Source organism: Terrabacter sp. Soil811, from assembly GCF_001429655.1.
In the GTDB taxonomy this organism is placed as follows: domain Bacteria; phylum Actinomycetota; class Actinomycetes; order Actinomycetales; family Dermatophilaceae; genus Terrabacter.
The window spans coordinates 316,110-328,923 of record NZ_LMSX01000007.1; the positions used below are offsets into that span (position 1 = coordinate 316,110).

At 71.2% G+C, this 12,814-nt stretch carries 11 protein-coding genes; 6 read left to right on the plus strand and 5 right to left on the minus strand.

Annotated elements, in window-relative coordinates; all coding sequences use genetic code 11:
- Positions 1-38: 38 nt before the first annotated feature.
- The 4 genes from ASH01_RS08390 to ASH01_RS08405 all read left to right on the plus strand — a co-directional run bounded on the left by ASH01_RS08390 (position 39) and on the right by ASH01_RS08405 (position 3,334).
- The gene (locus tag ASH01_RS08390) at positions 39-542 is read left to right on the plus strand and encodes an RNA polymerase sigma factor (protein WP_056774159.1); all 504 of its coding nucleotides are present in this window, start codon (positions 39-41) and stop codon (positions 540-542) included.
- Positions 535-1,608 (plus strand): hypothetical protein, encoded by a 1,074-nt coding sequence (locus tag ASH01_RS08395; RefSeq protein WP_056774162.1) that lies wholly within the window; start codon positions 535-537, stop codon positions 1,606-1,608. The genes ASH01_RS08390 and ASH01_RS08395 overlap by 8 nt, the downstream gene beginning before the upstream one ends.
- A gap of 132 nt (positions 1,609-1,740) precedes the next feature.
- Positions 1,741-2,253, plus strand: coding sequence for an RNA polymerase sigma factor (locus ASH01_RS08400; RefSeq protein WP_056774164.1), 513 nt, complete (start codon positions 1,741-1,743; stop codon positions 2,251-2,253).
- Positions 2,246-3,334: a hypothetical protein gene (locus tag ASH01_RS08405; RefSeq protein ID WP_056774167.1), complete on the plus strand. Its 1,089-nt coding sequence runs from the start codon at positions 2,246-2,248 to the stop codon at positions 3,332-3,334. The genes ASH01_RS08400 and ASH01_RS08405 overlap by 8 nt, the downstream gene beginning before the upstream one ends.
- A 53-nt stretch (positions 3,335-3,387) precedes the next feature.
- Here ASH01_RS08405 and ASH01_RS08410 read toward each other — a convergent pair whose 3' ends face one another.
- The 5 genes from ASH01_RS08410 to ASH01_RS08425 all read right to left on the minus strand — a co-directional run bounded on the left by ASH01_RS08410 (position 3,388) and on the right by ASH01_RS08425 (position 10,408).
- Positions 3,388-4,224, minus strand: a complete 837-nt coding sequence (locus tag ASH01_RS08410) for a helix-turn-helix transcriptional regulator (RefSeq protein WP_056774171.1) — start codon at positions 4,222-4,224, stop codon at positions 3,388-3,390.
- Positions 4,225-4,266: 42 nt separating this feature from the next.
- A complete protein-coding gene (locus ASH01_RS08415; RefSeq protein ID WP_056774174.1) occupies positions 4,267-6,903 on the minus strand; it encodes an ATP-binding protein in 2,637 nt (878 codons plus the stop codon).
- A gap of 310 nt (positions 6,904-7,213) precedes the next feature.
- A complete protein-coding gene (locus ASH01_RS22920; protein WP_156415500.1) occupies positions 7,214-7,450 on the minus strand; it encodes a hypothetical protein in 237 nt (78 codons plus the stop codon).
- A gap of 276 nt (positions 7,451-7,726) precedes the next feature.
- Positions 7,727-8,374: a response regulator transcription factor gene (locus ASH01_RS08420; protein ID WP_056774177.1), complete on the minus strand. Its 648-nt coding sequence runs from the start codon at positions 8,372-8,374 to the stop codon at positions 7,727-7,729.
- A 162-nt stretch (positions 8,375-8,536) separates the two neighbouring features.
- Positions 8,537-10,408: a histidine kinase gene (locus tag ASH01_RS08425; protein WP_056774179.1), complete on the minus strand. Its 1,872-nt coding sequence runs from the start codon at positions 10,406-10,408 to the stop codon at positions 8,537-8,539.
- 303 nt (positions 10,409-10,711) lie between these two features.
- Between ASH01_RS08425 and ASH01_RS08430 the strand changes: the two genes are divergently transcribed.
- The gene (locus ASH01_RS08430; protein ID WP_162263871.1) at positions 10,712-12,463 is read left to right on the plus strand and encodes a TRAP transporter substrate-binding protein; all 1,752 of its coding nucleotides are present in this window, start codon (positions 10,712-10,714) and stop codon (positions 12,461-12,463) included.
- Entirely contained in the window at positions 12,460-12,813 is a 354-nt protein-coding gene (locus ASH01_RS08435) for a response regulator (RefSeq protein ID WP_056774185.1), read from the plus strand. The genes ASH01_RS08430 and ASH01_RS08435 overlap by 4 nt, the downstream gene beginning before the upstream one ends.
- The last annotated feature ends 1 nt before the right edge of the window (position 12,814 follow it).

A 12,814-nucleotide genomic window follows, 5' to 3' on the forward strand; every position in this document is an offset into this window, starting at 1 on the left:
TCCGCTGTCAGCATTGACCAGCGGAACCGAGGTGGGCCATGCGCGAGGACGACGACCCGATCCGGGTCATCTACGACGCGTCGTACCGAAGACTCGTCGGCCAGCTGTATGCCGTGTGCGGCAACCGCGGCGATGCCGAGGACGCCGTGCAGGAGGCCTTCGTGCAGGCGGTCTACCACCGACGTCGTTTCCTCGAGATGGACAAGCCGGAGGCGTGGCTGCGCACCGTGGCCCTCAACCGGATCCGCAAGGGGTGGCGGCGGGGCGCCCTGGCCCGTCGCGTCCTCTCGCGCGGCACGACGGCCCCGCCCACCGCTGACTTCGGGCTCGGCCCCGACCACGTGGCGCTGGTCGCCGCCCTCGGACGCCTGACCCCGGTCCTGCGCGAGACCTTCGTCCTGCACTACGTCGTCGACCTGCCCGTGGCGACCGTGGCCAACGAGCTCAACGTCGCCGAGGGCACCGTCAAGGCGCGCCTGTCACGCAGTCGGGCCCTGCTGGCCGACCTGCTCTCCGACCGGGAAGGAGCCGAGCATGTCTGATCTCACGTCACTGGTCACCGACGTGGCCGAACAGGTCGACGGGCCGACCTTCGAGGAGATCACTCGCCGGGCACGGACCCGGCGGGTACGCCGAGTCACCACCGCTGTCGCGGCGGTCGGGCTGGCTGCCGTGGTCTCGGTCGTCGCGCTCGCCTCGACGTCGGGTCGTCCGCGGGCGCTTCCTGCCACACCACAGCCGAGCTCGGTCGCGGTCACGGTGCGGCCTCCCGAGCAGATCGTCAACGGCCGCAACGCCAGCGCGGGGCGCACGTGGACGGCGCCGGAGCGCTCCGGCGAGCTGACGATCCGGGCGTGGTCCCAGTGCGCCGACGACACGCTGACCGTGCGCGAGTGCGACCCGGGCCGGCGCCTGGGCGCCTGGGAGGTCACCGATGCCTCGGGGCGCCGGGTGCTCGTGCCCTCCGGCCCCGGCGAGGGCCAGGTCTGGTACGCCGGCGGTGGCATCTGGGTGCTCCGGGCCGCCTCACCCGAGGGCTCCCCGCGGTCCCCGATCGTGGCCGCGTCCGCCAGCCTGAGGACACCGGTCACGCTCGCCCCCGATGCGGGCCGCACCATCGGGATGCAGGCTGCCAGAGGTCGGCCGCACGTCGCCTGCCCGGATGAACCGTGGGTCAAGTGCGTGGTCGACGTCTCCGCGGGCACCCTGACGCCCATCACCGATCTCCCGACCGGGGACTGGTCGATCACGAACGCTGCCGGATGGGTGGGGATCCTTCACACCGGGCAGGTGGCCGTCGGCCAGCCGGACGGAAGCCTGCTGCACCTCGATCTGTACGAGGTCCTGGTGAGCCCGACACGTGTGGTCGTCGAGGACGCCCTGGACGGCACGATCGGCTGGTACCTGAGCAACGAGGAGGACGTGCTCCCGACCACCCCGGTGAGGGCCCTGCTCAGCACCGATCGGGGCCGCACGTGGACCCTGAGGTCCGTGCCCGCGACGGCCCAGGCCGCGCGCGACTGGATCACCGAGCCGGGCTTCGACCGGTCCGTGCACCGCGCCGTCCTGCCGGACGACTGGCGCACGTGGCCGGTCATCGCTCGCTAGCAGGCTCGCCGGGCGCCCTGTCTCCTGGGACGGGGCGCTCGGGCACCAACGGCTCCCCGAACCCATGCAACCGAACGGGCCGCCGGGGACTCGTCCAAGTGGAAGCATCGTGAGGACGGCAGGTGGACGCTCATGGACGAGAGCAGCGACGGTGACCCGGTCCGGGTCGTCTACGACCTGTCGTACCGGCGACTCGTGACGCAGCTGGCGGCGCTGTGCGGCAACCTCCCCGAGGCGGAGGACATCGTGCAGGAGGCCTTCGTCACGGCCATGACGCACCGTCGCGACTTCGTGGAGGTCTCCAACAAGGAGGCCTGGCTGCGCACCGTGGCGGTCAACCTGCTGCGGAACCGCTGGCGCCGGGCCCGGGTCACGGCACGTGCCCTGCCGAAGTTCCGCGCCGAGCTGAGCATCGACCTCGGCCCCGGCACTCCGGAGGACCACGTCGCCATCGTGTACGCGTTGAGCCAGCTGAGCCTGCCGGTGCGGATCACCGTCGTGCTCCACTACATCGCCGATCTCAGCGTGGCGCAGGTCGCCACCGAGCTGGCCGTGCCCGAGGGCACGGTCAAGGCGCGGCTCGCGCGAGCCCGGGTCCAGATGGCCGGGCACCTCATCGACCGCGAGGAGGCGGACCATGTCTGACCTGACCACCTTCGCCCGCGACACCGAGCGCCGCGTGGCCCAGCCTCCCTTCGAGACCCTGCTCTGGCGGCAGCGCCGGGTGCGTCGCCGTCGCGCGGCGTGGGTCTCGGCCGCGGCGGTCGCCGCCGTCCTCGCGCTCGCGTTCGCCGTGTCGGGCCTCGGTCGCCTAGGCGCCCAGAGTCTCCCGGCCGCCCCGACCCCACGGTTGACGTCGGTGAGCGTCCCCGACTGGACCGCCGACGAGGTCGTCGGGCACCCGGACGCCTTCGTCGCCGCCCAGCTCGAGTCCCGCAGCGACCGGCGGATCGTGCTCACGGTCTGGAAGCGCTGCGTCGCGCCTCGCCCCGACCACGACTGCCTCGGCCGGGAGGCCATCGCCGTCGTCGACGGGACCGACGACCGGTTCCTCGTGCTCGGGGCCGTCACCGGGTCGAGTGAGCAGCCCTTGATGGGCGGTCCGGGGCTGTACCGCGAGGTCGGTGACGGAGTCTGGTACTGGGCGCACAGAGGACCGGGGCCCTACCTGCTCTCGGCGACGATGCGCCAGCCCGTGGCGCTCACCGTCATGGACCACCCCGTGGCCCCGCCCTTCGGGACGTCGACGGTCGAGTGCGCCGACGGGGCCGGTCTGTGCACGCTCGACGTCAACGCCAGGACGCTGGAGCGGCTGGCCGTGCCGAACGTGCCGGACGGCGACACGAGGTGGGCCACGCCGACCTCGAAGGGCTGCGGCATCTGGGGCCTGACCGGCGCCGGCGGGGACCTGCGCCTCGTCATCCAGCAGCGCGACGGCTCCTTCGCGTCGGCCGACCTCCCCGGCGACGCGACGCCGACGTCGCTCGCCGAAGGTGGCGCCGAGTGCGAGGTCGCCTACTACCAGTCGACCGCGGACACACAGGACCAGCTCGTCGTCAGCCTCGACCAGGGGTCGACGTGGCAGGCACGTCGAGCGCCTCTGCCTCAGCTGAGCGGCAACATCGAGGAGAAGCCCCGCCTGCGGGTGCTCATCCCTCCGCGGTGGGCGGCCCTACCCGAGGTCACGAGCCCCTCCGGACTCCCGGGCCCACTGAAGCCCCTCTGAGGCGCCGGTCGACGGGCGTCACTCGACCGGCGTCACTCGACCGGTGTCTTCGGCTAGGCGTCGAACTCGACGTCGTCGAGGTCCCCGTCGACGTCCGCGAAGTAGCTGATGACGCGGATGTCGGGCTCGTCGAGCACCTGCAGGACGAGCTGGCGCAGCTGGATGACCTGCCCGGTGTCGAGACGGATCCGCTTGGTGCGGCCCCGGGTCGGGTCGCTGTCGTGCCGCTCCCACCACTCGACGGTGTCGGGGTTGGTCTTGAAGATCTCGTCGAGGATCCGCTTGAACGACGGGTCGTCCGGGTGTCGTGCGTACGCCTCACGGAAGAGCGCGAGCTGGTCGGCCGCCTCCTGCTCCCAGTCGACGAAGAGGCTCCGGGCCGCCGGGTCGCAGCAGTAGAACCACAGCAGGTTGCGCTCGCGCTTGCTCCGCTTGCTCTCCCAGTCGGTGAAGAGCTGGCAGGCGGTGTGGTTGGCGCCCAGCACGTCCCAGCGAGCGCCGACGACGTAGGCCGGGTTCGGGTCGATGGAGTCCAGCAGCTCCTCGAGCTCCTCGGTCAGCTCCTCCGGCGCCTGCGGCCGACGTGACGGCGTGCCCGTCGCGAGCGCATGCAGGTGCGACCGGCCGTCGGCGTTGAGCTTGAGCGCGCGGGCGAGGCCCTCGATGACGCTCTTGCTCGGGCGCAGGTCGCGGCCGCGCTCGATGATGTCGTAGTACGCGACGGAGATGTTCGCGAGCTCGGCCACCTCGGTGCGGCTCAGACCCACCCGGCGCCGACCCTTGGCCCGCTTGATGCCGACCTCTTCCGGGGCGAGCTCGTGCCGGCGCGCGCGAAGGAACTCGCCCAGGGGGGAGGGGGTGCGCACGCTGAGCGGGACGTCCGTGGTCATGGCGCTCATCCTGCCAGTGGTGAGCCGCTCCGGGGCGTCGGGTCAGACGTCGTCCAGCGCAACGAGCAGGTCCTCGACCGAGGACCCCCGGCCGGTCCGGATCTCGCGCGCCCAGTCCTCGGCGGAGATGAGTCCCTCCACGGCAGCCCAGGCCTCGGCCTGCTCCTCCTCCTGGTAGGGGTTCGGCAACGACAGGCGGTCCCTCATGGCCTCCTCGGCACCGATGAGGTGCGCGGCACGCACCGGGTCCCGCAGGCCGATGAGGATGTTCATGTACGTGTCGGCGAACGCCATCGTGAGGTTCGGGCTGCGCAGCCCCACGATCCGGTCGACGAGCGACCGGGCGAGCCGGGCGGCCTCCTCCGGGCGCCCGCTCGCCGCCAGCAGGTGGGCGAGGTTCTGGCCCTGGACCGCGGCCTCGTGCACGTCACCGGCCGCGGTGACGATCTCGATGGCCTCGTTCGTCAGCTCCTCGGCCCGTGCGTAGTGACCGAGCTCCTCCTCCACCCCGGCGAGGTTGCCCAGTGCGCGGGTGAGCCTGAGCGGGTTGCCGATCCGCCGGTGCAGCACCAGGGAGTCCTCGAACGTCCGACGTGCGGTGTCGACGTCACCCTGGTGCAGCCGGGCCGTCCCGACGATCCCCATCGCGAAGGCCTCCCGCTCCTCGTCCGCGACTGCTCGGGCCATCGTCAGGCTCCGCGACGCGACGTCAGCGGCGCGGTCGGGCTCCCCACGGGCGATGAGGAGGTTGGCGTAGGCCCCGAGGCACTCGGCGACATCTCCGGACGCCGTGCCCCCGGCGCGCTCCAGGGCGAGCTCGAGCCAGCGGCATCCCTCGAGGACGTATCCGCCCGTGTACCAGAGCCATCCGAGCGAGGTCGCCAGCTGGAGGGCGGTTGCCGTCGCCGTGACGTCGACGCCCTCGGTCGCCCCGCCGTGGCGAAGACCCCAGGTCAGGGCCTCCCGGAAGTTGTCGAGCTCGGCATCCGCCTGGGCCAGAGCCAGCAGGTGGTCGGAGTCACGGGTCACCTTGAGCCGCTCGGCGACGTCGAGGTGGTGGGCGGCGTGCGCCGAACGCGCCTCGTCGAGCTGGCCCGTGCCGCGCAGCTCCGCCAACGCGAAGGACCGGATCGTCTCGAGCAAGGTGATGCGCGGCTCCCCGTCGGGCGCCTCGGACACGATCACGAGACTGGCGTCGACGAGGTCGGCGACGAGGTCCAGGGGATCTGCCGAGCGGTCGCCCGTCGCGGCGGGCAGCGCGACCGCCGCCACCGACTCGAGGGCGGCCCCACCGGCGAACACCCCGAGCCGCCGGAAGAACGCCTGGTCGTTCTCGGGGAGCAGGTCGTAGGACCAGGCGATGGTCTCGCGCAGTGTCCGGTGCCTCAACGGCCCCTGCCTGCTCGTCGAGGGGAGGTCGAGCGTCGTGTCGATCCGACGCAGGAGCGCCTGCGGCCCGAGCAGTCGGGTCCGCGCGGCGGACAGCTCGATGGCCAAGGGCAGCCCGTCGAGGCGCCGGCAGATGGCGACCACCGCGTCGACGTTCTCCGGCGTCAGCCGGAAGTCCGGGCGCACGCTGTGGGCCTGCTGCAGGAACAGCTGCACCGCCGGGGACTCCTCGGCGGCTGCCACGGTCGATCGGCTCGGCAGACCCAGGGGCGGCACCGGGTAGAGGTGCTCCCCCGGCACCGCCAGCGACCGGCGCGAGGTCGCCACGACCGCCGAGCGGGGCGCCGCCTCCAGCAGCTCCGAGACGACGTCGTCGGCCTCGACGAGCTGCTCGAGACTGTCCAGGACGAAGAGCGCAGCCCGGCTCGCGACCTGCCCGAACACGCGCGGCGGCTGACGGCTGCTCCGCGGCACCTCGAGCACGTCACCGAGCGTCGTCCACGCCACCTCCGGTGTGGTCGCCGACGCGAGGGGCACGAAGAAGACCCCGTCGGGGAAGGCCGTCACGAGCTTCTTCGCCACCTCGATCGCGAGGCGCGTCTTGCCCGAGCCTCCCGGCCCGCTCAGCGTGACCAGTCGGATCTCGGGCGACCGGACAAGGTCGACCAGGTCCGCGACCGCGTGCTCACGTCCGACCAGATGGGTCGCCGGAACCGGGAGGCGGGAGGCCGCGCCCAGCGTCCGGAGCGCAGGGAAGTCGACCTGCAGGCCGTCGACGGTGAGCTGGAAGAGCCGCTCCGGCTCCGGGATGTCCTTGAGGCGGTGGAGGCCGAGATCCCTCAGCCCGACACCGTCGGGCAGGGCGTCTCGAGCGAGCTCCGCGGCCACGGACGACAGGACCGCCTGCCCGCCGTGGGCGGACGAGGCGATGCGGGCCGCGCGGTGCACGTCCATCCCCACGTAGTCGTCGTCGTGGACCTGTGGCGACCCGGTGTGGATGCCCATGCGGACGCGGACCCTCTCGTTGCCGGGCCACCCGTGGCTCTCGAGCCCGCGCTGGGCCTGGGTAGCCGCCCTCACGGCGCCCTCGGCCGTCGGGAACACCACGAAGAAGCTGTCCCCCTCGGTGCCCATCTCGGTGCCTCCGTGCGCCGACCACGCCGAGCGCAGCACGTCACGGTGCCCGTCCAGCGCGTCGGTGTACCTGCGCCCCAGCCGGCTCAGCATCAGGGTCGAGCCCTCGATGTCGGAGAACAGCATCGTCACCGTCCCGGACGGCAGCTCGCGCACGGCGCCTCCCTCCCACTCTGCCGTTCCGAGCGTGGGCGCTGCGATCGCGGCGCGTCAAGGACTTCACGGAAGAGGGGCCGCTGCCGACACTGCTCGCGTATGCCGCCCGTCCCCGGTCACCGGTCACCTGAGCCCGCGTCCCTGCCGATGCAACCGGACGGCACACCCGGGGTTCGTGTGGGTGGGGACGTGGAACGCAGGGGGACGCGCCGGCCGGGCGAACAGGCAGCGTGCCGGCGGAGGCATCCGCGGTTCCGTGGTGGATCGCCGGCACCGGGTGCCGGCGATCCACCACGCTCCTCGGCATCGCTCAGAGCGCTGCGTGACCGACGTTGGTCAAAAGGACGATCTCGTTGTGGATGCTGGGCTTGTCCGACGTCCCCGCCTGTGCGTAGGCCTCGGTCAGCTCGTCGATCGCCACCTGCACCATGTCGGGAGCGTTCCGCGATGGCGGATCCGGAACCGGCGAGGCGGCAGCGGCAGCGGCAGCGGGCAGTGCCAGCAGGCCGGAGGCGATGACTGCGAAGACAGCTCTGCGAGCGTTCATGACATTCTCCTGAGATACGAGTTCGCTTGCAGATCAAGCGATGTGGGGACAAGTGCGAACACATCCAGAGTCGCCTCCAAGACCCCTGACCCACATTCGGAGAATCACTCGAACCGGGCGCCGCGGCCTTGGGGTTTCCCCTCATCGGGCATCGCAAAGGCCTCGAAGGGCGCCAGCGCCGTGGGTGCGCGCGTGACCGCGGACGGCGGAGTGCACCCTCGACGGGCCTCCGCCCAAGCCGGTCGACCCCTTCCTGCTGACGGCCTGATCTCGACGTCAGGCGCTGCGCAGGAAGGTCAGAACGGCCAGGACGCGGCGGTTGCTCTCCGGCGACTCGTCGAGCCCCAGCTTGGTGAAGATCTGGCGGACATGCGCCTCGACCGTGCGGTCGGTGATGAACAGCCGTCTGCTGATGCCTTGGTTGGTCAAGCCCTCAGCGACGAGAGCAAGCACCTCGCGCTCCCGCACGCTGAGCTCGTGGAGGGGGTCGGCATCGCGGTGCTTGTGCAGCAGGCGCGCGACGATCGTCGGGTCGATCACCGTCTCCGCCTCCGCCACCCGCCGCAGGCTGTCGACGAGGACGTCGCCCGAGTAGACCCTCTCCTTGAGGACGTAACCGATGCCTTCGGGCTGGTCCTGGATGAGACGCATCGCGTATGCCGACTCGACGAAGTGGGACAGCACCAGGACGCCGATGTCCGGGAACTCGGACCGGATGGCGGCGGCCGCGACCAGGCCCTCGTCGGTATGCGTCGGAGGCATGCGGATGTCGACGACGCAGACGTCCGGACGGTGGGCTCGCACCAGGTGAAGGAGCGCCGAGGCGTCGGCCGCCTGGCCGACGACATCGACCCCGCCGGAACGCAGCAGTGCGACGACGCCTTCGCGCGTCAAGAGTGTGTCGTCTGCAACAACGGCTCGCATGCAACCTCCGCTCGGAGGCCAGTCCGACACCGACCTCAGCAGTCGCCCTGGCCACCCAGCCAGTGTGGCAGCGCCATCGCCCGAGGACTCGCGGTTGACTCGGAACGTGCGCCCCGGCCTGGGGACCACCCTGGGAGCGGCAGGCGAGGCGACGTCGCCGGCTCAGGTCCGCACGCCATCGGCGGGTTCCGTCTCGGGCGACGCGTCCAACGCCAGCGGCAGCGCCAGGTCGATGCGGACACCTCCGTCCACCTGCGTCGACACGAGGCGCCCGCCGATCGCGGCCACCCGGTCCTCGAGAAATGCGAGGTCCCAGCTGGCGTCCGCGACGTCCGCGACGTCCGCGCGGACGCGGAGCCATCCCCCGTCGCTTGTCGCGCGTACCGTCGTGGGGCCCCGTGCCGCGGCGGTCGCGACGACGACGTATGCCGTTGCCTCGACCGCCGCCGGAAGCCGACCCTCCGGGGCGGCCATGACCTGCAGGGGCCGTGTTTCGCTCAGCGCCTCCCACGCGCCGGCGAGCCCCTCGGTCACCAGGACGTTCGGGAACAACCCCGCGGCCAGCTCCCGGAGGTCGCGCACCGCCTGCTGGACCTCTGCCTCCGCCGCGTCCACCGTCCTGACCAGGTCGTGCTGGTCTTCGCCGACGCTCGATCGCAGGAGGCGCAGACCCAGCAGGAGACCGACGAGACGTTGTTGTGCGCCGTCGTGGAGGTCGCGTTCCAGTCGGCGCCGCTCGCGGTCGCCCGCCTCGATGATCCGGACCCGCGACTCGGCGAGGGCCCGCACCTGGGCGAGACCCAGAGCGCGTAGCCGCTCGTTCTCGAGCCCCAAACGAGCCGCGGTCACGACCTCCCGGAGCGCGTCCGGGTTGTCGAACAGCCCCGGACGGTGCACCAGGACAGCGATCTCGTCGCCGTCGTTCGCGAGCCGGCTGGTGGCTCGTCCGGGGGCCCTCACGTCCACCGTCTCGAGGTCGACGTCGCGGTAGGTGCCGTCGACGGGGTAGCCCACGAGGAGCGACGGGTCGTGCAGCCACGTGGCCAGCGCCTCACGCATACCTCCTGCGGCGGTCTCCCGGTGCAGGTCGACGACGAGGCCCGTCACACCCCGGCGCAGGGATCGTGATCGCAGCAGGCTGAACTCCACCGCGGAGGCCAGTGCGGCCAGACCCACGAGCTGCGCCCACCAGAGACCGTGGTCCGTCGCCGAACCTTCCACGAAGCCGCGATCCAGGCTCAGGCCGAGGTGCGCCGCGACCGCCCCGAGGTACACGACGCCGATCGTCCCCACCGCGCCGCGCGCCCGTCGCGACGCAGGACTCATGCGCACGAGGCCGACGGCGAGGACGACCATCGTGACGATGGTCCACGCGAGGCAGGCACCGATCGCGAGCCGCGAGGATGTTGCGGCCACGTCCGGGTCGTCGTGCAGCAGAAGCAGATTCGTCGGGCAGTCCGAGCAGCCTTGGGCCTGTAGGTCGAAGAACAGCGTGGGCACGAGTCCCAGTGCACCGACGAACAGGAGTGCTCCCGTCGCGAGCAGGTAGCGCTCCGCTCGCGCGTCCACCCGTCCGGACGGAAAGGCGAGGATCGCCCAGGTCACGGCGACCGGAACGGCGACCGCGAGAACCAGACCCACCGTGAACACCGCCACGGAGAGAACGCCGGCCGCCGTGGCCCCCGGGATGTCCCACTCGGTCACCAGCACCAGGCTCGCGACGAGGACGAGACGCCGGCCGAACGCGTTCTCAGGTCTGGACAGCCGATGGACGATGCCGACGGCCGTGAGCCATGCCACGGTGCAGTAGAGGACGAGCCCGGACCGGACCGACTCGCCACTGTCCGAGAAGCCCGGCGACGCGGCCACGATGCGTGTCGTGAGCCATGCGAGCCCCCCGACCATGCCCAGGGTCGCGACGGACCGGTAGATCGGGGCGGGATCGACGGACCCCGCCCAGCGTGGCGCGTGTCCGCCTGCGACGCCCCCGGCGGCCGGGAGGTAGGTCTGTCGGGCGCTCTGCCGAGCCCTCATGCCACCCAGCGTCCACCCGAGATGCACCTCGCGACTCAGGGTTGGCACTGATTCGCTCGACCGATTGACCGGACGACACTGGCGTGGGAGCGAGACAATGGACCGTTGAGGCACCGAAGGGACGTGCCGACCATGACCCGGAACACGACATCGACCACAGGGACCATGCCGACTGTCCTGAGAGCCGGTCGCGTGGTGACCAGGTCGAGCTGGGCGCTCCTGGCCGCCGTGGCGGTGGTCGCTGCCGGATGCACGACGACGGAACCGGACCGGGCCGGTGGCCGAGGCCTCCAGAAGGTGACCATGCTGGAGATCGCCCAGCCCGACCAAGCCGCTCCAGCGCAGGTGCAGGCGTATGCCGCAGAGGTGAACACGCAGTCGCACGGGTCCCTCCGCCTTCACTTCAACGACGCCTGGCGTCAGGGCGAGATCGGTTTCGAGAAGAACACCCTCGAAGACGTGACGCGCCGTCGCGTCCCGGGTGCCTGGGTCGGCGTGCGGTCGCTCGACCTGATCGGCGTGACCTCGTTCCAACCGTTGCTGGCCCCGCTGCTCGTCGACAGCCACGACGTGCAGGATCGCATCTTCTCGGAGGGCATCCCGCTCGAGATGGCCCGCGGCCTCGAGGGGCACGGCCTGGTGTCGGTCGCCGTCCTGCCTGGTCCGATGCGCAAGGTGCTCGGCGTTCGCAGGCCGTTCCGAGAGCCCGTGGACTTCTGGGGCGCCGACCTCGGGGTCCAGGGCGGCGACATACCGGAGGCCACGGCGAAGGCACTCGGGGCGACCTTCACACGTATGACGTCCGGAGTAACCCTCGCCGGGCTCGACGCGTACGAGCAACAGGTCGACAGCATCTTCGGCCGCTTCTACGGACTCGAGGCGAAGTACGTCACCGCGAACGTCAACCTCTGGCCGGCAGCCATGACCGTGGTCCTCAACGAAGCGGTCTACCGTGAGCTGACCGACGCCCAACGTGAGGTCCTGCGCACGGCCGCGACGACCGCGATCCCAGAGGCTCTCGACGCAGCCAGGACGGAGGACGTCTCCGCCGTCGCCAAGCTGTGTGGTCAGGGTGTTGCGTTCCCGGCCTCGTCGGACCTTCAGCTCGCCGCCCTGCGCAAGGCCGTCCAGCCGGTCTACGACGAGATCGCCGCGGGCGACCCGGGCAGCGCCGGCATGCTCGACCGGCTCGCCAACCTGAAAGCTGACGTCGCCGCGGGGCCGGACCTTTCGGCCTGTCCCACGCCGGCAGCCGGTTCAGGCCGCGGGTCGTTCCCCGAGGGAACCTACGAGATGGTGCTCGACAACGATGCACGATGGCAGTGCCCGGGCGGTCCGAGGCAGGGCACGCCGGGCCGGAGGTCCTGGTTCTCGCTCGAGGTGGGTGGCGGCCAGGTCACCATTCGCCAGCGCGTCGACAGTCAGACGGCGCCCAAGGAGGTCGCGTACAACGGCGTGTACTCCCGCCTGCACGACCATGTCCGGATCAACTCCCTCGACGCGAAGTGGTCCTTCGACGGGACTGAGCTGCGACTGAGCGACATGACCGGTGGTTCGTGCGGGGACACTGTCATCTGGACGACCAAGCCCTGGGTCCGGCGAGCCGACTCGGCTCAGCCGGGCGCGTCAGTGGTTCCGGACGGCACCTACGAGACGGTGCTGTCTCCAGGAGATCGCCACCTTTGTGACGGCCAGCTGGGTGAATACCTTCTCAACAGGGAGCTCTTCGTCCCGGAGGACCACCCCCGAACCTGGTATCTGAACTTCACTCTCGATGGCGGAGTGGTGACGGAGCACGAGAGCGAAGTCAGCCGTACGGCGATCGCCCGCATGGGATGGGTGGGCAGCTACCGCGTCCACGGCAACACTTTCGAGCTGACCGATCTCAGGAGCACAGCGAACTATCCGGCCGGCACCGACCGCCGCGGCCCCATGACCGCTACCTTCACGTTCGTCGGCAAGACCCTGACGCTCAAACCCGTGGGATCCTGGCGGTGTGAGAGCCGGGTCCTGTGGACCCGCCACCCGTGGACCCTGGTGAAGAGGGCGCCATGACACCTACGCTCGTGATCATCGACGACCACGACGGCTTCCGGGCCTGCGCCAGGGCGCTGCTCGAGGCGGAGGGTTACGACGTCGTCGGAGAAGCCGCCGACGGTTCCTCGGGTGCTGAGCTGGTCGGCCGCCTGCAGCCCGACGTCGTCCTGCTCGACATCGTCCTTCCCGACGTCGACGGGTTCGCGGTGTCCGAGCGCATTGCCGGCTGCGCGCCTCACTGTGCGGTCGTGCTGACGTCGACTCGCAGCCGCAGATCCTACGGAGCGCGCGTCGCCGCCGTCCGCGCTCGCGGCTTCGTCGGCAAGAGCGAGCTCAGCGGCGCTGCGCTGGACATGCTGACCGGGTGAC